Raw genomic sequence first — 24,929 nt, 5'->3', positions numbered from 1 at the left:
TTTATATACTATTCAACCTTTTTTTCTTTAACTACATTTCCATTAGCATCGAGCTTTTGAATTTTGTCATTCATATTTCTATAAGAACCAACGATTTCTCCATCTTGATTGCGATATCGTACCGACCAATCTCCATTTGAATTAAGTAGCTTCACATCTTCCCATAAATAACCTGAATCTTTTAAGCTAATACCTTCAAAGTCTGCAATAATTTGATAGATTTGATTTCTAAGATGTAAACCTACTACACCCGATCGTTCTAGCTCTTTATTAGACATTCCATTCTCGTCATAACTTATTTCAGGATACTTATTATCAATATGCATTTTACTTACTAATTCTGGCAAGGCTTTATTATTTTTATTTTTTAAATAGACATCTTTTAAATTTACTTCTCTTCCATGTTGCATTAATTCATTATAATCAATGATTGCAGCTTGCGTTCCTCCTAAGAATATCTTCTCATTATTCACACCGATGATGGCAGCGAAACTTCTTTTGTCAGGATATACGGTGTAAAAATGCATATCTTTTGGCGCATTTGCAATAGGTTTATCATATTTAACTAACGTAAAATCAACTAATTTATAATGTTCCTCTCCAGCTGGAGCTATAGCTAAATAAAATCCAGTTAAAATTTCATTTTTCGTTAATGTATATTGGTCAACATGGTCGACACAAAAAGCTAAAGCCAATTTTTCCTTTTCAGAAAAGTTAGGTATAATATCTTTGTTTTTTTCTTCATCCTTCTTTTTATTATCATCCTTGTTTTGCTTTTTATTGTCTTTTGTTGTTTTAGTATCCGTTTGTTTCGTGTGAGATTCCGTTTTATTTTCTTTAGATGGTTCATGTGTACTGCAGGCTGTTAACACTAACATAAATGTGATACTAAGTGATAGAAATTTTTTCATTAACGATCCCTCTAATCTTATAACAATTTTTGTATAATATTATTATACTATACAAATGTTATAATTTTAGGTGATGTTTATATCACTATGATACACAGTCCACACAAAAATCCGATAGCTTTTAAGCTACCGGATAAAATCAATTTTACTATTTTAGACTGCCGTCACACTTAATTATTTGATTATTGTTCCTTCTTTCTCATGAATCATTTGAATAATTTCATTCTTTTCATTCATAACAGCCACTTTAGGCGCATGGTCAACTAATTCACGTTCATCTAATTGGACATAGGTCATAATAATCACCACATCGTCAACTTCAACTAATCGAGATGCTGCACCATTAAGACAAATCTTGCCACTACCTCGTTCACCAGCAATAACATATGTTTCAAAGCGGGCACCATTATTGTTATTTACGATGGCTACCTTTTCATTAGGTAAAATATCGACTGCGTCTAAGATATCGGCATCAATCGTAATACTTCCAACATAATTTAAATTTGATTCAGTCACACGTGCTCTATGGATCTTACCGTTCATCATCGTTCTAATCATAACTTACTATTCACTTCCTAAAATTATATTATCTATCAATCGTGCTTTCGAAAACTTAACAGCTAATGATATAAAAATTTGTCCTTGTATTTCTGTCGCAACTTCTAAATCAGGGTAACTATAAATTGCAACTTCATCAATATGACCACTTGTATGTTCCGATAAATATGTCTTAATCTCACCAACAATAATATGGCTACGTCGCTCTCCTTGTTTATACAATGTTTGAGCTATTTCCAAACTTTTACTCAAGTGAACAGCTTCTTGTCTCTCGTCGTCAGTTAAATATACATTTCGCGAACTACGTGCAAGTCCATCCGCTTCACGTACAATATCAATACCTACAATTTCAATTGGATGATTAAAATCTTCTACCATTTTTTCAACAATTGCGAGCTGTTGTGCATCTTTCTTACCAAAGTATGCTTTATTAGGACTCACAATATTAAATAACTTGTTTACGACCGTAACTACACCATCGAAATGACCTGGACGTTGTGCACCTTCTAAGACTTCCGCTAGACGTCCTACCTTTAACGTGACACTTAGCTCGTTTGGGTACATTTCTTCTACTGCTGGATGGAATACATAATCAACATTAATTGCCTCAACTAAGGCTACATCTTGATCAATTTGACGTGGATAGGCATCGAAATCTTCGTTTGGACCAAATTGTAGAGGATTTACAAATACACTAATTACAGTAATATCATTCTCTTCAACTGAGCGACGCATCATACTCAAATGACCTTCATGTAAGGCTCCCATCGTTGGAACAAAGCCAATCGTTTTACCTGTACGCTTCAATTCCTGTGTAATTTGTTGCATCTCAGATACAGTTTGAATCACTTTAGTCATTGCTGTTTACCTCATTCAATATCTTTTTCTTATATGTGTGGGCTTCAGCTGGAAAAGTCCCTGCCTTAACTTCTTCATCATAATGTTTGATGGCATCAATTCCTACTGAAAAATCGCCAAATTGTTGTACAAATTTAGCATAGCGATCAACGCCATAATTTAACATATCGTGATAAACCAATACTTGACCGTCTGTGTCTTTTCCTGCGCCAATACCAATAACGGGTATATCTAATTGCTCACTAATTAAACCAGCTAAGTCACTTGGAATCGCTTCTAATACTAAAGCAACTGCGCCTGCTTCTTGAACTGCATGTGCCTCTTGAATTAACTGTTTAGCCGCATCTTTCGTGCTACCTTGTAATCGATATCCCATAACACCAACGCTTTGTGGCATTAATCCTAGATGCGCTACGATTGGAATTCCAATTTGTGTTGATTTCTTAATGAAATTAACTAAATGTGCACCTTCTGCTTTTAACGCATTGGCATTTGTTTCCTGATAAAGTGTTATCGCATTTTTCAAATCATGTTCATCACTTACACCAACTGCGCCAATTGGTAAGTCCACTACTACAAAAGTATCATTAGCACCTCTACGTACCGCTTTGCCGTGATGAATCATGTCTTCTAATGTCACTTGTGTTGTTGTTTCATAACCTAGTACCGTCATTCCAAGTGAATCACCAACTAAAATCATATCTATATTTGCATCCTGTGCTTGTTTGGCACTTGGAAAGTCATATGCTGTAATCATCGAAATTTTCGTTTTGTCTTGTTTCATTTCAACTAATTTTGCTAAATTTTTCATTTTAAATTAACTCCTATTATTTATGTCCACATTTTTAAACAAAACTTTATAAGTTGCTATCCCATTATTTCAACTCAATATTATATATCAACTTCCATATAAAATCATATCATTTTCTGTTCTAATATTTATCTTTGCTTATCCATCTTTTTAATTAAAAGATTAATTTACATATAAAAGTAAAATGATTATACTATATGATTATATTTATAGTGCATAGATACTTCTATACATATATGTTTGATTCTAATCAGAAAGGAAAGTTTAAAATGAAAATTGCTGTTATTGGACCTGGTGCGGTTGGTACGACGATTGCTTATGAACTGCAACAATCACTGCCAAACGTTACATTAATCGGTCGTTCTAATAAGATAATGACCCTCCAACCTGCAAATGAAACTATCAAAGTCAAAAGTATTGATGACATAAATACGCAATTTGATGTTATTATCATTGCGGTTAAAACGCACCAACTTAATTCACTAATTCCAAAATTACATCACTTCGCACATAATGAAACGTGCTTTATTTTAGCTCAAAATGGTTATGGCTTATTGCCGCAACTTCCTTTCAATCACAAATATCAGGCAGTCGTATACATAAGCGGCCAAAAATCCGAAAGCGAAGTCGTTCATTTTCGAGATTATCGTTTACATTTGCAGAAAGATGATACCACAACGCATCTAAAATCCTTATTCGATACAACCAAAATAGAAATGGTTTTAGAAGACAATATTGAAGAAAAAATTTGGTATAAATTATTAGTGAATTTAGGTATTAATTCTATAACTGCACTTGGTCACAATACTGCTCAAATCTTAAAAATTAACGAAGTCAAACATCTATGTCGTCAACTATTAAAAGAAGGACATCAAGTAGCCGAAGCATCAGGTATACAGTTTCCAAATACAATCGTCGATGACATTATGCAAATTTATGCTGGCTATCCTGATCATATGGGCACGAGTATGTATTACGATATAATCAATCATCAGCCATTAGAAGTCGAAGCAATACAAGGATTTATCTTTAGACAGGCAAAATCTCATAACGTGAACACACCACATCTAGATACAGTTTATGCATTGTTACGTTCTCATCAATCACTTATTAATTAAAAAAGATTCTGAGATGATTTACCGTCTCAGAATCTTTATTATTTCAAGCATATTTAGTTCTTACTTTGTTTCAATTTTAATGGTACTTTGATTTGTTTATTTACAGAGTCGCCTTTCATTAATCCATTGACCACTTTAATTGCTTCTTTACCCATAAGTTCAGGTTGTTGAGCTATTGTCGCATCTAGTTTGCCATTTTTTATTGATTTCATTGCATCTTCGTTGCCATCAAATCCAATGACTTGAATATCCTTATCCCCAATTGCTTCGATTGCACCAAGTGCCATTTCATCATTTTGAGCAAAGATGGCTTTAATGTCAGGATGTGCTTCAAGCATATTTTGCGTCACGTTTAATCCTTCTGCTCTATCAAACTTCGCACTTTGTTTAGCAATTACTTTTAACTGTTTATCTGCAATTTCATGGAACCCTTTACCTCTTTCTCTCGTTGCACTTGCACCTGGAACACCTTCAAGTTCTCCAACTTTTGCATTTTTACCCACTTTATCAACTAAGTAGTTGCCAGCCATTTTACCGCCTTCAACGTTATCTGATGCAATAAATGACGCAACTTCGCCTTTATCTACAGATCTATCTAACGTGATTACTGGAATACCCTCATTGTTCGCTGACTCCACAGCACTTGAAATCGCACTTGAATCTGTTGGGTTAACAATTAAGTAATCAACTTGTTGTTGAATTAAATCTTCAATGTCATTCGTTTGTTTAGCTGAATCATCTCGAGCATCTACAACTTTAACTTTCATACCTTGTGCTTTAGCATCTTTTTCAATTCCATTTTTAATTTTAACGAAGAATGGATTATTTAAAGTTGAAATACTTACGCCTATTGTAATTTCTGATTTTTTCTTATTTGTTTTACCATTTTTATCATTTTTCAAGGGTGATTCTAAGGAACATGCTGCTAAAAATAGGACAAGTGCTAATGTAATGGCTAATAATTTTTTCATATTGTTATCCTGCTTTCTCTTATTTTTTACGATCAATTAATACCGCAATTAAAATAACTACACCTTTAACGACTTGTTGGTAAAATGCAGAAACACCAAGTAAATTTAATCCATTATTTAAAACACCTATAATAAGTACACCTATTAATGTTCCAACAATTCGTCCTTTACCACCTGTTAATGACGTACCACCAAGTACTACGGCAGCAATGGCATCTAACTCATAAGAAGTACCTGCTGTTGGTTGTGCAGAATTTAAACGTGATGTTAATATGCCTCCAGCTAACGCTGACATTAGCCCTGAAATTCCATAAATTAAAATTTTAATTTTATTAACTTTAATACCTGAAATTTTAGCAGCTACCTCATTCCCACCAATCGCATATGTATGACGTCCAAATGTTGTTTTTTGAAGAATAATAAGCAAAATCACAAACACGATAATCATTGTTACTGCTGGTACTGGAATACCGATAAAGTAGCCTTTACCAAATAATTGGAATAAATAACTATCACCTAAATTTGTTATTGGATTTCCGTCAGTAATAACTAATGTTAATCCACGGAAAATCGTCATTGTCGCAAGTGTTGCAATAAATGGCGCCATATTTCCTTTAGTAACTAATAAACCATTTACTGCACCTAAAACAAAACCAATCAGTACGCCAATAATTAATGCAATTATTGGGTCAACACCACTCGTAATCATTAATGCAATAAACGCCGATGATAATGCAAGAATTGAACCAACTGATAAGTCTATACCGCCAGTTAAGATAATGAATGTCATACCAAAGGCAATCAGACCATTGATAGAAATTTGTCTTAATAAATTGAGTAAATTAGATAAATCTAAAAATGATGGGTTTAAAATACTCACTACAATAATTAATAAAATCAGACCAATAAATGGAATAATCTTTTCCATGAACGATGTTTTAGCTGTTAACTGTTTCATTTAAAGTTCCCCCCTGTAGCTAAAGTCATAATATTTTCTTCTGTAATTTCATTTCCTGTAAGATCCCCTTTGATATTACCTTCGTGAACGACCATCACTCTATCGCTCATACCAATGACTTCAGGCAATTCAGATGAGACCATAATAATAGACACACCACGATCCGTAAGTTCATTCATAAGTTGATAAATTTCCCTTTTTGCTCCGACATCAATACCTCGTGTAGGCTCATCTAAAATAATGATTTGCGCGCCGGTACCAATCCACTTTGCTAATACGACCTTTTGTTGATTACCACCTGATAATGAGCCGGCCGGCAGTCTACCTGGAGATTTAATATTGAGTCTTTTACGCATCGTATCAACAAATTGCTCAGAACTTTTATCGTCTACGATGCCATGTTTTGAAAAGCTAAATAATGAAGGTAATACCATATTGTCTTGAATGGAGAAGTCTAAAATTAACCCTTCTTCTTTACGATTCTCAGTTATAAAAGCAAGTCCATGTTTCATCGCTTCGATTGGAGACGTTATAGATACTGTTTGTCCTTTAATTTCAATTTCATTATCTGCTTTATCGACACCGAACAAACTTCTCATCATCTCAGTACGACCTGCCCCCATTAGACCACTCACGCCTAATATTTCACCTTCTTTAAGATAAAATGATTGATTCTCAATATGATGTAGCGGATTATTGAGACGTTTTACGTTTAAAACAACATCTTGTGGTTCATACGTTCTATGTGGGAACTGTTCATCTAATTCACGTCCAACCATTGCTTTAACAATTTGGTTGTATGTTAGATTTGCCGTTTCATCATACATAACAGAAACGCCATCACGCATCACCGTTATTTCATCCGAAATCTCAAAAATTTCAGCCATTCTATGTGAAATGTATACAAATGCCACACCTTTAGCTTTTAAATTAAGAATCATGTCGAACAAACGTCGAATTTCTTTATCTGTTAATGTTGCTGTTGGTTCATCCATAATAATGATTTGTGCTTTAGTCATCATCGCTTTAGCTATTTCTATCATTTGTTGCTCACCAATTGAGCAATCTTTGACCACTTTGTTTAATGGAATATAGAAATCTAATTCTTTAAACACTTGCTCAGCTTGTTGCTTCATTTCTTTTTTATTTAGTATTCCTATTTTGTTTCTGATTTCTTTTCCAACGAATAAATTATCAAGCACTGTTAATTCTGGATATAAATTCAATTCTTGGTGAATAAATGTTAATCCTTTTTCTTCCGCTTCTTTAGGATTGTTATAGTCGATCTCAATATCAGAATTAGTGATAACACCTTGATCTTTTTTATGAATCCCGACTAGAATTTTCATGAGTGTTGATTTACCAGCCCCGTTTTCTCCCATTAGTGCATGCACTGTACCTGGCTTTAGAGTAAAATCAACACCCTTTAGAACCTCGTTGTCCCCGAAGGCTTTATGGATATTAGTCATTTGAATCATTAATTTCACCCCTTAAAATATGACACCACTTTGAAGTATGATGTTTGCATATGGCGTTGCTTCCCCTGTGCGAATAATTGCTTTAGCGTTTTTAGTTAATGCTTTAAATGTTTCGTGGTTAACTTGTTCTAATTCTGAAAAGTCCTTTGTCACTTGTTCAAAGATAGGTGCATTGTCTACTTCCATTTCTTTAGCTATCGTTACGTGTTCAATTTCCATGTGTTGCTTAAGTACTTCATAAACTTCTAGAAAACTTGGCTGTCCTAATGTTAAAGCAAGGTCAATCTTCTTAACGTCTTTAGGAACGGGTAACCCACAATCAGCTATTACAATTTGATCTGTATGTCCTAAATCACTGAGTACTTTTGAAATGTCGCTGTTTAATATGCCTGTTTTATACATCTAATTCACCTGCAATTTCTGAAAAGGTTGGCATGCCACCTTGAGCGCCCATACCTGTTACTGAATGACTTGCTGCTAAATTCGCAAGTTTAAGTGCTTGTGCAATTGAATATCCTTTTTGTAATCCTACTGCGAAAGCACCATTGAATGTATCCCCAGCACCTGTTGTATCTTTAACTTCTCGCTTAAATCCATCAATTTGAATCTTTTCAGTGCCGTTATGATACATAGCACCTTTATCTCCTAATGTAATTATTAACTTGTTAGGGTAACGCTCTAATGCTTTATCAATGTCAGTCTGGAACATCGCATTGCTTTCTGTTTCATTAGGTGTAATGTACGTCGCTTTTTCAATAACATCTGCCTCTACTTCTCGGAATGGCGCTGGGTTAAGAATTGATATCATATCGTGTTCATCGCAATATAATACGACATCTCTTACTGTTTCAGCGGGAATTTCTTGTTGAATTAAAACAATGTCACCTGCTTGAGCTTGACTTAAAGCTTCCAACGCGTAATCTGACGTAACATAGTTATTAGCTGAAGGTACAACGATGATACTATTATCATTGTCAGATAAAGTGATATGTGCCGTACCAGATGCAGAATGTGTAACGGGTTTCAGAAATGTCGTTAAAACATGATTGTCTTCTAAGTTTGTAAAAATTTGATTCCCGAAATCATCATCACCGATGCGTCCTACCATGTAAACATCATCACCGAGTCTTGCAGCTGCTACTGCTTGGTTTGCCCCTTTTCCACCAGGTGTTGTAAAGAATGACTCACCTAGAACGGTTTCACCTTTACTTGGTACTTTATTTGTAGAAACTACTAAATCAATAGATAAACTTCCAACTACATATATACTTGTCATTATTTCTTCCTCCTTGTAGATTCTCTATGTATGACATCAACATCTAATACGACTTTCGTTGTTACGTCATTGTGTTCTAATTGATTTATCAAACCTAATGCTGCTTGTTTCCCAATTTCATACGCAGGTTGTTCTATCGTTGTCAGACTTGGATAAAATAACTTAGCTAATGGAATATCATCATATCCAATGACTTGTACATCATCTGGAATATGGAAGTGTAAATCATGTAACCATTTCATGATTTTAAGCGCAGATACGTCGTTACTACATATCACACTATCGATATGGTTATGGTTGACATATGCTTTCAGTTTATCAATTGTGATGTCATGCTCATCCTCAACCCATAATTGAATGTCATGATTCTTTAGAGTAGTCCTTGCACCATTAAATCGTTCTTCAAAAGAGCGATAATTCAAGTCTTGATGCAACAATAGTACACGCTGTGCATTTCCTTTAATAATTGTCTCAGCTTGTAGTTTCCCACCTTTATAATGGTCCGCTTCTATACATTGCTGATTATCTGTTACACGGTCAATTAGTACATAGGGTAATTGATATGAATTAAACTGATCAAAGGCAAATTGAGTTGATAACTGTGAAGCAATGACGCCACTACAATTATTCACTTTAAAAGTGGTTAGATAGTTTAGTTCTTTATGTTCTCGCATTTCACCATTGCCAATCATGACGTGGTACCCTTTTTGAATTGCTGTGTCTTCTACACCTTTAGCAACAATCGTAAAGAACGGGTTACTCATATCTGGTAAAAGCAGTCCAATTGTTTTTGATTTTTTAGTAAATAAAGTTCTTGCAGTCTCATTAGGATAATAATCTAATTCTTTGATGACTTGCTCAATTCTTTTACGTGTTGCTTCTTTCACATAACCACTTTTATTAATCACTCTTGAGACTGTGGCTACTGACACATTTGCTTGTCGAGCCACTTCTTTAATCGTTCTCACTTTGCCACTCCTTTTGTGTAACCGCTTACATAAAAATTTATCACTTTTTTCTTTTAAATGCAATATTAAATAAAACATTTATAAATTAACTCTTTTGTGAATGGACGTCGTCCTAATATTTATGTTTATTGATATATCGCTACTTTTTAATTTTGGAATTATACACATCGTAAAAAGAATATGATACTATATAATTAATTTTCAAAGTAAATATAGAATTGATGCAAAGGGGACCCAATTCTTGGATAAATCAACTCGTATACTAAATATTTTAACTTTGCTTCTTAAAGGTCACGTTGTTACGCAACACGACTTAAATCAATTTACTGATGTGAGTAAGAAATCGATACAGCGTGATATTAATACTATTAACACATTCTTTTATGAAAATGAGTTTTGGAGTCATAGTAATACTAGAGTCGTTTATAATCATCAATTGGCAGGATATGAACTTAAGCAGAAAACACAAAGTAAACACAGTTTAGGCATTCTTAGTTTACTCATTAAACTTCAAAGTTTAACACCCATATTGCATCACGATATTCACAAATTTTTACTTAGCTCAATTAGTTCAATGAAGGTTTCAGATAAACACGTTTTAATGAGTACGTTAAATCAATTTAAAATTAGACAGGAATTATTGCCCGGGAAAAATCTTATGATTTTACAAAAAGCGATTGTGAATAAAGATATTGTTCGCATCGAGCTTGAAGATAAAAAGATAGTCATTAAACCATTATCTATTTTGTATATGCATTATGATTATTGGTTTACGTACGAAGAGGATCATGAAATTGAGACGATACTACTTCGTGATATCTTGTCTGTGAAAGTTTTAAATTTGAAATTCAAGAAGGATGGCACTTGTAATCCTGTTTTATTCCAAATACACACACACTTTTGGAACCAATTCCAACAGCAATTTTCTATTAAAGAAGTTGTTGAACGAAGTGAGGATTATATTACAGTATGGGTGAATTGTACGCGTTTCGATGCGTACTATATCGCTTATCAATTAGCGCCACATGCTAAGATTCTGAAACCACAATCATATATTGATAGTTTTGTAGAAAGATTAGATGAGATTAAAGGTATTTATAAATAATGAAAGTGTTCGATAAAGTAGTTCATCTATGTATCTACAAAATACAATAAAATTAGGCACCTCGTTAATTTATTGAACATCACTAAGCTAAATTAACGAGGTGCCTTATACATTGTTATCGTTTATTTTAAAGGTTTATTCTTCTTCGCCGTTTTCATCATATTTCGTAACGCTACCGTCTGAGGTTACAATATATGATCCAGCTAATTCACCATTTTTATCAGTAAATGAGAAGCCCCAATCTCCGTCAGAATTTTTTTCTGGTTCTTTATATGTGTATGTGTCCGTATCTAAAGTATGCCCTTCGTATTCTTCAACTTTATCAATGACATTATCACGTGTCACCGTTTCGTCACTTGAACTACTATCAGAGTCTTCTGAGCTACTGTCATCTGAATTTGAACTATCATAATGTTCAGGTTGTCTAGGCGTATCAGATGTAATGTAACTTGCTACTTTTTCAATATTTGAATCTGAAGCATTCTTAATCTTCTTCGTTTGACCATTTTTCAAAATTCGAGCTGTTTCTTGTTTAGAGTAGCCATCTTCGGTCCAACGATGGTCTTGGAAATGACTTGGTACATCGTAAAATGTGACTGTCCCATCATTATTATCTTTAAAAGTAATGTGACCTAACGCATTAACAGACGGTGCTAATACTATCGTTCCCTCAGGGTACACTTCTGATGCATCTTCATTATACGAATTAATTGGTTTACCCGACATATCTACAGGTTCATACGTATGGTCGTCTCCGTTAAATATGTCATCTGCGTCATTTCGTGCTGTCAGCCATATTTTAGCAAAGTATTCTTTCGTATTTTTATCATTACTATTAGCAGAATGTGCACTATTAGAACCACCACTAATAGAAATTTGTTTTGCGACTTTTTTATAATCTGAATCTTTGCCATATTTATGATATAAATCTTTAACATCAAGTTCATGTCCTAAGTCAGATTGAATAAATTGTCGATATTTGCCTGTATTTTGCGTACCTATTACTGCTACTTTATCATCACTCACACCGATTAACGTCGCAAAAGATCCTTTGCCAGGTGAAGCACTATAAAATGTCATCCCTTCTGGTGCGTCTTCAACTGCTTCTCCAGTTGCTTCTAATTCGTATTTATCTATACTTTGTTGCCTTTTCCCAGTATTACTATTTTCAATGTATGAATGACGCTTTAAATCATCGGCAGTTATAGTTACATTAGATACACTGTCATCACTTAGCGCTAATGCGACTTTCTCAGCTTGATTTAAATCTTTAACACTGTTTACTGAATTCGCATCATTATTTTTCTTATTATTAGTACTATTATCAGATTTCGAATTACTATCTTTATTCGATTTATCCGTTTGTGATGATTTGTTATTATCGTCGGATGTTCCATTTCCAAGTCCAAAGTCACTTAAACTACAACCAGCTAATAACATTGTTCCAGTAAGCACACCAATAATTAAATAATTTCTCTTCATTTCTCTCCACCCTTTATTCCCTTTGTAAAATAAATTGCGAAACGCTTGTAATTCAATTTATTCAATCAAATTACTTAATATGTTGACGAACAAATTTACCAGCATATCCTTTGAAAGACTCTCCTCCAGAAGCTTCTTGCTTAGCATACATATCGGTCGCAGTACCACCTAAATTGTGTCCATACGTTCTCATACCGTACATTGTAGTATATTTGCTATTTAACATAGGCGAACCTGACGCACCTGATCTAAAAATGTCTTTCGTTTGAATTTCTGAACCATTAGGAGAAAATTGTGTTACGCGAAATTTACTAAGATATGGTTTCGTATTGTCACCATTAATTTTTGAGTAACCTAATGAATATAGAGGTGTATTAAATTTCAATTTCTTAATTTCAGAATCTGTCGCAATACGCATTGGTTTAGCATACTTCGACATATTTTCTTTAGTGTGGACTATCGCAATATCATATTGCGGTACCTTAATGACTTCATTTGCATGAAAAGTATAAGGTATTGATTTACCATTACGATTCAATTGAAATTTTATATATTTTGGTGCTGCAGCTTTACCATATTTATCATCAATAACATGTCCATTTGTGACAAAGGTATGCGCACCAATAACCGTACCAGTACCCATTGAGTCTTGACCTTTATATTCTGGAATCCCCACTTTCCAACCATTTAAATTCGAAACACGACCAATAGATTTCAAATTACTTTGAGATGCATTTGGATAATATTTGTTTGAAATTGAACTGTTACTGATCTTTTTAGCTTTTAAATATCCTGAGTACTCACCTGCATGTAAGCCATCATAATAATAGTTACCAACAGCTTGCGCTTCATCATGATGACCGGCATAACCAAACATCGTTGTTCCAATCACTACACTTGCAATAAATGTTTTACCAAATTTTGATTTCCACATATTATTCTCCTCAATACCTTTCTTTTATAAAGCTATGTCACGACATACATCGCTCAATATAATAATTTTTCAATATTATTATATAATATTAGTCGGACAATATACGTCTTTAGACGTATTAATTAATAAAACTTTAGACTTATTTTTTAATTTAATAACAAAAGTAAAGTATTTTTTGTTTACAAAATAAATTGTTAGAGGTAAACTGTAAAACATATTAAAAAAATATTTTATGGAGGGGTACTCAAGCCTGGCTAAAGAGGCCAATCATTTATGATTGGTAGGAGCTTTTTGCTCGCGTTGGTTCAAATCCTTCCCTCTCCGCTATTTTACGACTGGAACGATTATCGTTTCAGTCTTTTTTATGATTTAAAGACCGTCCCAACTCGTTGCCATATAAAAACGATTCCTACTAAGTCATTGACATTTGCTAGTGAGCAAGGTTACTATTTGTTTAAATTACTTTGAAAGAGATACGTTTTTTCACTTAAGGTATCCTCGCAATACATATTTTTTTACCTAATTTTGTAAACGCTTTCTCTTTTAAAATGAAAGGGAGGTCATTATGGAAGCTATTAAAGCGATCTTTAGCAAATTGTTTGAATTCTTGCCACGAGCAATCATTAATTTATTTATCTAATATGGATTCATAGATTTTCATTTTCAAAAATTAAATAAAATAGAGGTGCTGTTTATGAAAACAAGAGAGAACAGATTTAGTATTCGTAAATTGAGCGTAGGCGCGTCATCAGTTGTAGTAGCAACGTTGCTATTCATGGGAGGTGGCTCAGCACAGGCAGCCGAGAAACAACAGGGGGTGGGAACTCCTGAAACGGCGTCAGCACAATCTATTGGGGATAAAGACACACACGCGACTCAAAAGGGACAAGTTCAATCAACTGAACAAGATAAGTCGCAAGCGTCTCAAACTGAAAATAATACAAATAATTCACAAACTAGCTTACATAATGAACATAATCAAACAGACGATGCATCTACAACGAATGAAACTACTTCAACTTCAGATGAGACGCATCAAAGTACCACTGTAAAATCTGAGAAGCCAACTTCAAATAGCGATAACCAACAAACTGAAGCTAAACAAACTTCTCAACAATCACTTTCAACTGATACACAAACTTCTAAACCAACTACTAACGACGGCATAACAACGCAACAATCTGAATCATCTAAACAGGAAAAACCGTCAACACAATCAACTGATACAGCTTCTAAAGAAGACGACACAACTAAGAAAACAACTGCACATACGCAATCACAAACTGATGAAACGTCTGATAATAAAAAAGAAGCATTAAATCAACCACATTCAAATGTTGTTAAATCTGAAGATGCAAATACTTCTTCAAATGAAATTAATCCAAACACACTTAAATCAACTGAACAACAACAGTCAACAGAATCAAATACGTCAGATAAACCAAAAGTCGACAATCAACAAGCACAATCACAACCAAAGGATAATGACGACAATCAAGGTGACGCACTTAAAACCGCAACACAAGCTCAGCAACAAACGTTAACTAAGAAGGAAGCGACAACTTCTGAAGTAACGAATCGTCTTAATACACAAAATAGCGATAATAGTAATATTTCAATTGATGGGCAAACTAACCCTACTTTAGATAGTGATAAGTCTTCTAAACAAAATAAAGATGCACAATCTGGGTTAAATACACTTAAAAATAACGCAGTCGCAACGACAAACACTCAATCTAAATCACAAGCTGCAACTGGAACGAAAGATCAAACCAATAAAGTTGCGAAACAAGCTCAGTATAAAAATCAAGACCCTATTATTTTAGTTCACGGATTTAATGGTTTTACTGATGACATAAACCCATCCGTACTAGCACACTATTGGGGTGGCGATAAATTAAACATACGCCAAGATTTAGAAGAGAACGGCTATGAATCTTATGAAGCGAGTATTAGTGCGTTTGGTAGTAACTACGATCGTGCTGTCGAACTTTATTACTATATTAAAGGCGGAACTGTGGATTATGGTGCTGCACACGCTGCCAAATATGGTCATGAACGTTACGGTAAAACTTATGAAGGCGTATATAAAGATTGGCAACCAGGCCAAAAAGTACATCTTGTCGGACATAGTATGGGCGGTCAAACGATTCGCCAATTAGAATCCTTATTAAGAAATGGTAATCCAGAAGAACAAGAATATCAACGTGTACATGGTGGCGATATTTCACCTTTATATCAAGGTCAAAACGATAATATGATTTCATCAATTACGACACTTGGAACGCCACATAACGGCACACATGCGTCAGATTTATTAGGTAACGAAGCGCTTATTCGTCAAGTTGTCTTTGACGCAGGAAAAGTACTTGGCAATAAAGATTCACGTGTAGACTTCGGTCTGTCTCAATGGGGTCTAAAACAACAGCCTAACGAGTCTTACGTTGACTATGTCAAACGTGTTAAAGATTCAAAACTATGGCAAACCAAAGACAATGGCTTTTATGATTTAACACGTGAAGGTGCGACAAACCTTAATCGTCAAACATCATTAAACCCTAACATTGTGTATAAAACTTACACAGGAGAATCAACACATGCATCGTTGTTCGGACGTCAAAAATCTGATTTAAATTTATTCTTCCCATTCACCCTTACTGCTAATGTAATTGGTAAGGCAGCTGAAAAAGAATGGCGAGAAAATGATGGCTTAGTGTCTGTTATTTCATCACAACATCCATTTAATCAAGCTTATACACAAGCAACGGATACAAATCAAAAAGGTATTTGACAAGTAACACAAACAAAACATGATTGGGATCATGTAGATTTTGTCGGCCAAGATAGTACTGACACAAAACGTACTAGAGCTGAATTACAACAATTTTGGCATGACTTAGCAGATGATTTAGTCCAAAGTGAGAATTTAACACGCAACGCTTAATACATTTCAAGTTTAATCAAGAGGAGGTCTCGTTATGTCTGGTACTTTTCTTCAATTAATAGGTTCTCTATTTAACATCTTAAAAGTATTATTCTCATAAATGCGTCATAACATGATAAGCACCACCTATTAAAAGCATTCGCTTTTCATAATAGGTGGTGCTTATTTTTATTCGTATATTGCTGTTGAAATCAAAAGTTCTTGCGCTAACATTTTTAATAATCACTAACGTTTATTCCGCGCCTTTATTAACAAATTGCGAGCTACTGGAGGCACTGCCTGCAGCAGATAAGGTCACTTTAATTGCGTCATTTGATTCATCGACTTCGTGCTGCAACTCACTATTAAGTCCTAACAAGTTATTCGCTTGTGTTTCATCACTATTAAGCTCTTCCAAACCATTTACAATCTCAGTCGCTAAAAATTCACATGCATCGTCACTTTCAACATACACTTTTTCTTTTACAATACTTTCAATTACATCGATTAATTCTGATTTTTCAATTTGAATATCAATCATGAAAATTACTCCCTTAAATTGTTGTTGACATAAACAAAATTTTATGTCTTTAATTTTATACCCTTTTTAAGCATAGATATTCAAAATTGCATACATCTAATAACCCTAAACCCCTTATAATATCTAGCTTAACAAGCTACTTGGAAGGCTTGTTAAAGGCATTATACATTAATTTAAAAGGAGAAAATACTTAATTTTTTTAATATGACAAATGTGTCATATTAATGAATAATAATATGTTTAAATTACTTTAATTGTCGACCTTTTTCGGCATAAAAACTTCTGCCTCACTATCATCCGGATAGTAAAATCCATTAGGAACCGTTTGTAATTCAATTAAGCTTTCCCACGGACTTTTTACATAAACAGTTCGATTACCTTCAGTGTCTTCATATTTCGTATTCGCATGCGGCTCTGAAATAGGTTGACCTCCAGCTTGCGTCAACTGTTTAACGGCCTCATCGAAGTATTCTGCCTCGATATAAAATGAAATATGCGTAAAACCAATGTCTTGTAACGTTTGCGCTTGACCTTGATGCGCATCTTTAAATTCAAACATTTCAATATTCGGTCCATTACCAAAGACCATCATACGTTTATGAATAATGGATGCCCCTTTTTCTAAACCAAGAATGTGTTCAACTGTTTCCCCACCACGAGGTTCATCCGTCTTTCGTTGACTATCATAAGCAATCTTGCCGTTGAGACCTTCTTTGAAAAAGGCTGTCGCCGCTTCAATATCCGGTACTGTGAGTCCGATATGATTGATTCCTCGATTTATATTCATGCACCATCACCTCTAATAAGAATATTTTAATATGCGAGTTACGTATGTTCACCACGACGGACGCGATTTATAATTTTTTGTAGTCTCTTACGTTTATCTTCCTCATTTTCAACAAAAAAGACAGCACCTTCTCCTTCAATCGCAACCCAAGGTACAATAGCATCGAAATCTAAGTCTTGAATCAATTCGAGGCTTTTAATGGATGCTTCTCGGTCACTTGAATTGAGTATAACTGTACGCCATTCCCCATCATCCACACATAAAAAGTCGCCTGTAAAAAGGAAACGATGTTCACCGTTATCCCATAGAAACATCGTCGTACCTGGCGTATGTCCTGGAGTAGGAATGACTTCTAAATCATCAGCAAGCATTTCACGTTGTTCAAACTGTCCATCAATCGGTACCGTTCGATTGATTGCTGCTACATCATCACGATGAATCCAAAATGGTATATCTATACTAGGCGTTCCACCTAAGGATTCATGCTCATGATTCATTAAAACGCGTGAAGCACCACCTAATAATTGAATATCTGTCACTGCTTCATTTAAACCTGGTGAATGATAAATGACTATATTGCTTTTTGGTCGTTCTAGCAAAAATGACTTAATACGGTAGCGTTTATCAAATGGCAAGACTGCCTTTGTTGTTTCATATAATCCTTTCTGAATACGCGTTAATGTGTTTAATTGTTTATTATCCATAAATGGATCACCCTTTTCCCAATTTGATATCTTAAGCTATACCCTTTTTCTTCATCATAAATATGAATAGCACTGACTCAATACATCTCTTCATTTAAAAAGCGGAACAGTATTCATAATGAACACATTGTCCCGCCCCACCGCATGAGTGACTTTAACTAAAAAACTTGATATAAGCGTCTTATTATTTCAGTCAGTTACGCGTTTTTCATTATTAAATTGAAGTATTATTTATAATCGATTACACGATCAACTGGCATTCTAAATGATGTGTGTGCCTCTTTAGCTTTCTTACCTATTGCGACAATCATCACTGGAACATAACGTTCTAAATCATAGCCAAAGGCTTTACCGATTTCTTCATGTTCAAATCCACCAATTGGATTAGTATCATAACCGTGTTGTTTAGCAACTAACATCAATTGCATAGCAGCTAAACTACTGTCTACTTTAACAATGTCATTCATTGATTGGCGTGTGCGATTTTTATAATTTTCTAAAACAATCGGTAACATTTGTTCTTTAACTTCTTGTGGCATGTGACCATTGACAACCGCTTGTTCATAAATATATTCGCCTTCTTCATAGCATTGTAAATCCCCAAAAATGACAATCATTGCTGATGATGTATCATTTTGGTTTGTATTAAATTGAATTAATGGACGCAATTTAGCTTTCGCTTCATCACTTTCAACCACAACAAAACGCCAAGGTTGCATATTCACTGATGAAGGTGCTTTCGTTGCCTTTGCAATCATTTCATTCATTTCTTCATGAGGAATTTTATAATCTGGGTCGAAACCTTTAACTGATTTACGACCTTCTAATATTTCATTAAAATCATTAAGCATGATTAGCCCACTTTCTATCTTTTTTCTATAGTTATAATTTAAATGCAATTGACAACTATGTACAATTATATGCTTTTAAAAACTTTATATTTAGACAGTAGGCAGTCTTAATTATAGGAATTATAGCCGAAGAAACGCCTATTTCACGCATGATTATGACATCATATACCTCTCTTATTTCCACTTATTATTAATACGAAAATTTGTATAATTCATTGATTAAAAATTAATAAATAGGGTATCATTAATTTTAACAAAAAAATTAATTACATAATTTAATACAATTAATTAACTAATTATACAGAGTATTCGTAGTCAGTCATAATTTTAAGTCACATGTATACTCATGAAGGGGACGAACATTATGGCAGATAAACTGCAAAGGGAATTAAGCAATAGGCATATACAACTTATTGCAATTGGTGGTGCGATTGGTACCGGATTATTCCTAGGTGCAGGTGAATCCATTCACTTAGCAGGTCCATCGATTTTACTTACATATATTATCGTTGGTTTCGTATTATTTATGTTTATGCGAGCAATGGGAGAAATCTTATTGTCTAATCTAGGATTTAAATCATTTGGTGATATTGCTCATCATCATATTGGTCCAATGGCAGGCTTTATGGTCGGTTGGACATACTGGCTAACTTGGATTATTTCAGGTATGGCTGAAGTAACTGCCGTTGCTAAATACGTTGAATTTTGGTATCCAGCAATACCTAACTGGTTAACAGTTGCATTTACGATTCTCGTACTTGTAGGTATGAACTTATTTAGCGCCAAATTATTTGGTGAACTTGAATTCTGGTTATCACTAATTAAAGTTATTACGATTATCGCATTAATTGTTGTAGGTATTGTTATGGTCATCTTCGCAATGAAGACTGATTATGGTACAGCAAGTGTAGCGAATATTTGGAGTCATGGTGGATTCTTCCCTAATGGCATATCTGGATTCTTAATGGCATTCCAAATGGCAATCTTCTCATTTATTGGTATTGAGTTAATCGGTATCACTGCAGGGGAAACTAAAAATCCATATAAAACTATTCCTCAAGCAATTAACAATGTACCCTTCCGTATATTAATATTCTACATTGGTTCATTAGCTGTTATTATGTCAGTTGTACCTTGGAATCAATTAGATCCTGCGGAAAGTCCATATGTAAAACTATTTGGTTTAGTTGGTATTCCATTCGCAGCGGGAATCATTAACTTTGTAGTTTTAACAGCAGCTGCATCTTCATGTAATAGTGGTATCTTCGCTAACAGTCGTACACTATTCGGTTTAGCGGGAAGAAAGCAAGGCCCACCATTCTTACATAAGACGAATAAACATGGTGTTCCATATTACGCTATCTTACTTACTTGTGGTTTATTAAGTATTGCGATTATTTTAAACGCAGTATTTAAAGATGCTACGAAGGTATTCGTTCAAATCACAACGTTCTCAACAGTGCTCAATATTATGATTTGGACATGTATTATGATTGCGTATCTAGGTTTCGTGAAGAGAAACCCTGAATTACACAATGATAGTAAATTTAAAATGCCTGGTGGCAAATACATGGCATATGCCATTCTTGCCTTCTTTGCATTTATCTTTATCGTTTTACTTATTAATAGTACGACACGTTTTGCAGTACTATTCGCACCAGTTTGGGCAATCGTACTTGTCATCATGTATCAAAAGTATCGAAAAGAATCTGAAAAAGCGACAATCGCTATGGAAGATGAAAAAGATTTAGAAAGAGAATTAGAAGATAAATAGATATTAATTAACTTTATCTAGTAATATCAAGTCATATAATTAACTCCCTCTAAGTAGCCATGATTTTCAAAGCTTACTTGGAGGGAGTTTTAATTTGTTTATTTTTCTTTTAAACGTCCATCTTCCATATGGAAGACTTTATCACAGAACTTAGTTAAACGTTCATCATGCGTAACGATAATACACGTTTTATGACGTTGTTTAGATTGTTCTTTTAAGATTTCCATAACTGCCATCGCATTTTCAGTATCGAGCGATGCAGTTGGCTCATCAGCTAAAATAATAGAAGGCTGTGTATAAATTGCCTTAGCAATCGCAACACGTTGTTTTTGTCCTCCTGACACTTCAGAAGGTAATTTGTTCTCAATTTCTTTTAAGCCTAAATCGTTCAACAATTTATCATATTCTTCAGTACTTAACACATCTTTTTTATAACTCTTCAATAAATGGAATTGTTGTTTGATTGTTAAGAAGGGAACTAAGTTCGTCGCTTGTAAGATAAAGCCAATTTCTTTCATTCTCATTTTAGCTAATTGCTTTTGACTCATTTTTGAGATTTTCTTATCATTTATATATATTTCACCGGCTGTTGGTGTTTGTAACGCTCCAGCCATTGTTAAGAACGTACTCTTACCGGAACCAGAAGGGCCAACAATAGCTATGAGTTCACCTTTTTCAAAAGATAAAGATGTCGGTTTTACTGCTTCAATTGTATGATTACCATCTTGGAATTCTTTAGTTACTTCATCAAATTTTAACATGGTGGCACCTCCTTACCCGATCGCCTTGAGTGGGTCTATTTTTCTAATGGATAATACTGAGAATAAGCTACCAACAAGAGATGTTAGTATTAAAACGATACCAAAGATAATGAGTGTACCGATATTAAATTGGACAGGTACCGCTTCAGGTAAGACTAAACTTGTCAGTAATGTCAGTATTAAGCCAATCAAAGTACCGATTAAGGCTAATATAAAGGTTTGTGCTAACACCATCTTCATTAAGAACCCATTCGTAAATCCTTGAGCTTTTAGTACTCCGAATAAATTCTTTTTCTGCAACGTGATGACATATAAGAATACGCCAATGACTGTAGCAGAAATAACAAATAAGAATGTAATCATAAAGTTCATTGTTAAGTTTTGTGGTTTGTATCCTGGTAGGTTCTCTACAAAGTCATCTATTCCTATAACTTCTAAATCTTTATCAACATTTTTATCTTTCCATTTACTGTCTTTTACAACTACTGCACTGGTTTTATCTGATGATAATGCTGGATTAATTTTTTCAATGGTTTTGTCATTTGCGAAAATAACGGGAGAAGCATTATATTTAGCACTTTCTGAAACGCCAACGATATGTAGTTTCTCATCAGATTGAGATAACGTGATGGTGTCACCAACCTTGAACCCTTTATCTTTCAATGATTGATCGATTACGACATCATTATCTTTATTAAATTTTTTGCCTTCCTCAATCTTTGGAATCAAGAATGAGTTTGATGTTACGCCAAAGAGTAATGCATTCTCTTCACTATCTCCATTCGATGCAATTACGCCAATTTGTTTTAACGGTGCCTCTTCTTTAAATTTGCCTTCAACGTCAGATGATTTAAAGACAGATTGTTGAACCGTTTGGTTGGCATCTTTATTTAAAACAATCGCATCTGCTTTCCATTTCTTGATACCTTCAGTGTTCATATTAATTAAACCACTTGCTAACCCGGATAGTAAAAAGAGTAAGTAACTAATTAATACTAGAATGCCTATAATTAATCCGAATTTAAGCTTGTTGCGTTTAATTTCGTTCCATGCAAGAAACATTTAATTCCCTCCTTTATATGTATTATTAACAAGTATAGCAATACTTATATTAAAAATTACAATGAATTGACCTAAACTATTTAAATATTAGTCATATTGAACATCATAAGAAAGTTCTACAAATTGGTTATATTGTGTCACGTCTTTTAAATTCAATTGAACTTGGTCAGCAATATCATTAAATAAGTTAACGCCTTGACCTAGTAATTTAGGAGCAAATGTTAAACGCATTGATGTTAAAATGTTTAAATTTATTAACTCAGAAATCAAGGCACCACCGCCTACAATCCATACAAATTCGTCATTGCCAAATCTATTAAATAAAGTATTTAAATCTCCACTATAAAATTCAATATCCCAGTCTATCGCAACATTCTTCGACGTAATCACTATTACTTTTTTGCCTTCGTATGGATTCTCTTTAACATTATTATCTAATAACCATCTAAACGTATTTCCACCCATAATAACAACGTCTACATTGTCATAGAACTGGGCATAGCCATTATCTCCTTCACCTTCTACATCTTCTAAAAATTGTACGCTTTCATATCGGTCCGCTATGTATCCATCTACTGAAACACCTAAATATGCACAAATATTTGCTGTCATCATTATCCACTCTCATTTCTTTATAATGTAATTTGAACCTATTATACCGATTATTACAAAGAATATAAAGAAAAAGACGGAACCGAATTCAAATTGAATTCGCGATTCCGCCTAGACAATAAAATGAGTCATAAAATTAGTGAGCTGTTTGACCACCATCAACAAGATAAACTTGAGCAGTCATGAATTTTGCTGAATCAGATGATAAGAATAATACGATGTCAGCAATATCATCAGGTTGTGCTGCTTTAGCCATTGGCACACCTGAAATCATTTGTTGCCATTTTTCATCGTCATCTTTCCAAGCTTTAGTCATATCTGTTTCAGTAGTCCAGGTGCAACTGCGTTGATACGTACACCGTCAGTCGCATGGTCGAAGCCTGCTGATTTTGTCATACCAATCACTGCGTGTTTTGCAGCAATGTATGGTCCCATTTGAGGGTCAGCAATTAATCCAGCAACTGATGCTGTATTAACAATTGTGCCACCGCCACTTTGAAGCATACTTTCCAATTCATATTTCATTGATAAGAAGACACCTTTAACGTCAACATTCATTACTTTATCAAATGTTTCAAGGTCAATATCTGCGAATTTAGCTGGTTGATTTAATATACCTGCATTGTTAAATGCGTGATCAACACTACCAAATTCATTAAGTGCTTTTTGCATTAATGCTTGCACTTGGTCTGGATTAGAAACGTCTGTTTTAACGAATAATGCATGGCCACCGTTATCATTGATTTCTTGTGCTGTTTGTTGTGCACGTTCATCAACGTCTCCGATAACGATATTTGCTTTTTCTTGTGCGAATTTTAATGCTGTAGCTTTCCCAATTCCTGATGCTGCGCCTGTGATAACAACTGTTTTCCCTTCAAACTCATTGTATCTCATGATTAACATCTCCCTTTGATTTTTTCTCCGTGTGCTATGTGCAATTCTATCGCTTTGAAAGCCATACCTACTATTTATTCGTTAAAGTGACTTTCATAACGTTTCTACCTTTAAAGTGTATTTTTTAATCATTTTGCTAAAGCGTAACTTTATTTCACACGTTGCCATACTAATTTTTGGTTAGGCACATTGCCGTTTACAATACTAAGTGTATCGCCTTCTAATTCAAATAAACGTGGCTGTGTATCGCCTAACCAAGTTGGATTCATACTGACTTCCATAGTGTGATAAACTGTTGAATTTTCTTCATCTAATTCAAAACGACCTGAATATGCAACATAACCATGTGCAGCTTCAGCCATTTCATCTTTCGTACCTGTGTGTAAATCGCCTGATTCATAGGCTTTACGACCTTGTTGCATTAATTGTGCTGACATATAACCATCTGGGTTATACATAATGAAACCTGTCGCATCTTTACCTAGTGGAAAGAAGATGTTGCCATCTTTATCTTCATCTTGATATCTTACTAATTTCCAAGTTCCGATTAATTGTTCTTTAAGTTCTGCCATTTTGAATACATCCTTTCTTA

General features: G+C 34.2%; 23 protein-coding genes, 1 tRNA gene and 2 pseudogenes. 5 read left to right on the top strand and 21 right to left on the bottom strand.

Going from position 1 to position 24,929, the window contains the following annotated elements:
• Window positions 1–8: 8 nt before the first annotated feature.
• The 4 genes from SBL16_RS10335 to panB form a co-directional block, all read right to left on the bottom strand.
• Complete coding sequence (locus tag SBL16_RS10335; RefSeq protein WP_053041719.1) at window positions 9–911, bottom strand: hypothetical protein; 903 nt, start codon at window positions 909–911, stop codon at window positions 9–11.
• Between the two features lie 174 nt (window positions 912–1,085).
• Window positions 1,086–1,469: an aspartate 1-decarboxylase gene (panD, locus tag SBL16_RS10330; RefSeq protein ID WP_011274512.1), complete on the bottom strand. Its 384-nt coding sequence runs from the start codon at window positions 1,467–1,469 to the stop codon at window positions 1,086–1,088.
• Between the two features lie 6 nt (window positions 1,470–1,475).
• Entirely contained in the window at window positions 1,476–2,327 is an 852-nt protein-coding gene (gene panC / locus SBL16_RS10325) for a pantoate--beta-alanine ligase (RefSeq protein WP_107611994.1), read from the bottom strand.
• Window positions 2,320–3,138: a 3-methyl-2-oxobutanoate hydroxymethyltransferase gene (gene panB / locus SBL16_RS10320; RefSeq protein ID WP_107611993.1), complete on the bottom strand. Its 819-nt coding sequence runs from the start codon at window positions 3,136–3,138 to the stop codon at window positions 2,320–2,322. The genes panC and panB overlap by 8 nt, the downstream gene beginning before the upstream one ends.
• 269 nt (window positions 3,139–3,407) lie before the next feature.
• Here panB and SBL16_RS10315 point away from each other — a divergent pair, with 269 nt between their 5' ends.
• Window positions 3,408–4,256 carry an oxidoreductase gene (locus tag SBL16_RS10315; protein WP_107611992.1) on the top strand — a complete coding sequence of 283 codons (849 nt, stop codon included), beginning with the start codon at window positions 3,408–3,410 and terminating at the stop codon, window positions 4,254–4,256.
• A 53-nt stretch (window positions 4,257–4,309) separates the two neighbouring features.
• Here the strand turns inward: SBL16_RS10315 and SBL16_RS10310 are convergent, their stop codons facing one another.
• The 6 genes from SBL16_RS10310 to SBL16_RS10285 are packed head-to-tail and all read right to left on the bottom strand — an operon-like array spanning window position 4,310 to window position 9,907.
• Window positions 4,310–5,227, bottom strand: coding sequence for a D-ribose ABC transporter substrate-binding protein (locus SBL16_RS10310; protein ID WP_107611991.1), 918 nt, complete (start codon window positions 5,225–5,227; stop codon window positions 4,310–4,312).
• 19 nt (window positions 5,228–5,246) lie between these two features.
• Window positions 5,247–6,185, bottom strand: a complete 939-nt coding sequence (locus SBL16_RS10305; RefSeq protein ID WP_317953976.1) for an ABC transporter permease subunit — start codon at window positions 6,183–6,185, stop codon at window positions 5,247–5,249.
• A complete protein-coding gene (locus tag SBL16_RS10300; RefSeq protein WP_107611990.1) occupies window positions 6,182–7,663 on the bottom strand; it encodes a sugar ABC transporter ATP-binding protein in 1,482 nt (493 codons plus the stop codon). Before SBL16_RS10300 ends, SBL16_RS10305 begins: the two co-directional genes overlap by 4 nt.
• Window positions 7,664–7,675: 12 nt before the next feature.
• Complete coding sequence (rbsD, locus tag SBL16_RS10295) at window positions 7,676–8,065, bottom strand: D-ribose pyranase (RefSeq protein ID WP_107611989.1); 390 nt, start codon at window positions 8,063–8,065, stop codon at window positions 7,676–7,678.
• Window positions 8,058–8,939 carry a ribokinase gene (gene rbsK, locus SBL16_RS10290; protein ID WP_053016146.1) on the bottom strand — a complete coding sequence of 294 codons (882 nt, stop codon included), beginning with the start codon at window positions 8,937–8,939 and terminating at the stop codon, window positions 8,058–8,060. Before rbsK ends, rbsD begins: the two co-directional genes overlap by 8 nt.
• The gene (locus SBL16_RS10285; protein ID WP_107611988.1) at window positions 8,939–9,907 is read right to left on the bottom strand and encodes a LacI family DNA-binding transcriptional regulator; all 969 of its coding nucleotides are present in this window, start codon (window positions 9,905–9,907) and stop codon (window positions 8,939–8,941) included. The genes rbsK and SBL16_RS10285 overlap by 1 nt, the downstream gene beginning before the upstream one ends.
• Window positions 9,908–10,148: 241 nt before the next feature.
• Here SBL16_RS10285 and SBL16_RS10280 point away from each other — a divergent pair, with 241 nt between their 5' ends.
• Window positions 10,149–11,012: a hypothetical protein gene (locus SBL16_RS10280; RefSeq protein WP_107609742.1), complete on the top strand. Its 864-nt coding sequence runs from the start codon at window positions 10,149–10,151 to the stop codon at window positions 11,010–11,012.
• 135 nt (window positions 11,013–11,147) lie between these two features.
• Here SBL16_RS10280 and SBL16_RS12215 read toward each other — a convergent pair whose 3' ends face one another.
• The gene (locus tag SBL16_RS12215) at window positions 11,148–12,038 is read right to left on the bottom strand and encodes a hypothetical protein (RefSeq protein ID WP_390894805.1); all 891 of its coding nucleotides are present in this window, start codon (window positions 12,036–12,038) and stop codon (window positions 11,148–11,150) included.
• A 526-nt stretch (window positions 12,039–12,564) separates the two neighbouring features.
• Window positions 12,565–13,428, bottom strand: coding sequence for a trypsin-like serine peptidase (locus SBL16_RS10270; RefSeq protein ID WP_053041729.1), 864 nt, complete (start codon window positions 13,426–13,428; stop codon window positions 12,565–12,567).
• Between the two features lie 234 nt (window positions 13,429–13,662).
• On the opposite strand from SBL16_RS10270, the gene SBL16_RS10265 reads away from it, so the two are divergent.
• Together SBL16_RS10265 and lip are read left to right on the top strand one after the other, a co-directional pair.
• Window positions 13,663–13,752, top strand: a tRNA-Ile gene (locus SBL16_RS10265).
• Window positions 13,753–14,122: 370 nt separating this feature from the next.
• Window positions 14,123–16,372: pseudogene (gene lip, locus SBL16_RS10260) on the top strand (YSIRK-targeted triacylglycerol lipase).
• A gap of 232 nt (window positions 16,373–16,604) precedes the next feature.
• On the opposite strand, the gene SBL16_RS10255 reads toward lip, so the two are convergent.
• The 4 genes from SBL16_RS10255 to SBL16_RS10240 all read right to left on the bottom strand — a co-directional run bounded on the left by SBL16_RS10255 (window position 16,605) and on the right by SBL16_RS10240 (window position 19,234).
• Window positions 16,605–16,892: a hypothetical protein gene (locus SBL16_RS10255; protein ID WP_037537441.1), complete on the bottom strand. Its 288-nt coding sequence runs from the start codon at window positions 16,890–16,892 to the stop codon at window positions 16,605–16,607.
• 250 nt (window positions 16,893–17,142) lie between these two features.
• Complete coding sequence (locus tag SBL16_RS10250; protein ID WP_107611985.1) at window positions 17,143–17,679, bottom strand: VOC family protein; 537 nt, start codon at window positions 17,677–17,679, stop codon at window positions 17,143–17,145.
• 38 nt (window positions 17,680–17,717) lie between these two features.
• Entirely contained in the window at window positions 17,718–18,383 is a 666-nt protein-coding gene (locus SBL16_RS10245) for an MBL fold metallo-hydrolase (protein WP_107611984.1), read from the bottom strand.
• A 227-nt stretch (window positions 18,384–18,610) separates the two neighbouring features.
• Window positions 18,611–19,234, bottom strand: coding sequence for a nitroreductase family protein (locus SBL16_RS10240; RefSeq protein WP_037550884.1), 624 nt, complete (start codon window positions 19,232–19,234; stop codon window positions 18,611–18,613).
• Between the two features lie 364 nt (window positions 19,235–19,598).
• Here SBL16_RS10240 and SBL16_RS10235 point away from each other — a divergent pair, with 364 nt between their 5' ends.
• Window positions 19,599–21,008, top strand: coding sequence for an amino acid permease (locus SBL16_RS10235; RefSeq protein WP_107612241.1), 1,410 nt, complete (start codon window positions 19,599–19,601; stop codon window positions 21,006–21,008).
• A 98-nt stretch (window positions 21,009–21,106) separates the two neighbouring features.
• On the opposite strand, the gene SBL16_RS10230 is transcribed toward SBL16_RS10235, so the two are convergent.
• The 5 genes and pseudogenes from SBL16_RS10230 to SBL16_RS10210 all read right to left on the bottom strand — a co-directional run bounded on the left by SBL16_RS10230 (window position 21,107) and on the right by SBL16_RS10210 (window position 24,909).
• Window positions 21,107–21,769 carry an ABC transporter ATP-binding protein gene (locus SBL16_RS10230; RefSeq protein WP_107612242.1) on the bottom strand — a complete coding sequence of 221 codons (663 nt, stop codon included), beginning with the start codon at window positions 21,767–21,769 and terminating at the stop codon, window positions 21,107–21,109.
• Between the two features lie 12 nt (window positions 21,770–21,781).
• A complete protein-coding gene (locus SBL16_RS10225; RefSeq protein ID WP_107612243.1) occupies window positions 21,782–22,831 on the bottom strand; it encodes an ABC transporter permease in 1,050 nt (349 codons plus the stop codon).
• A gap of 87 nt (window positions 22,832–22,918) precedes the next feature.
• A complete protein-coding gene (locus tag SBL16_RS10220) occupies window positions 22,919–23,446 on the bottom strand; it encodes a dihydrofolate reductase family protein (RefSeq protein ID WP_233641214.1) in 528 nt (175 codons plus the stop codon).
• 133 nt (window positions 23,447–23,579) lie between these two features.
• Window positions 23,580–24,337, bottom strand: a pseudogene (locus SBL16_RS10215) (SDR family NAD(P)-dependent oxidoreductase).
• A gap of 149 nt (window positions 24,338–24,486) precedes the next feature.
• The gene (locus tag SBL16_RS10210; RefSeq protein WP_107612244.1) at window positions 24,487–24,909 is read right to left on the bottom strand and encodes a lipocalin-like domain-containing protein; all 423 of its coding nucleotides are present in this window, start codon (window positions 24,907–24,909) and stop codon (window positions 24,487–24,489) included.
• Window positions 24,910–24,929: the final 20 nt, after the last annotated feature.

The organism is Staphylococcus sp. NWU MK-U1, from assembly GCF_033283505.1.
GTDB classification, from domain to species: Bacteria; Bacillota; Bacilli; order Staphylococcales; family Staphylococcaceae; genus Staphylococcus; species Staphylococcus haemolyticus.
The sequence above is the reverse complement of the archived record's forward strand: the minus strand, read 5'-3'. Positions and strand labels throughout refer to the sequence as shown.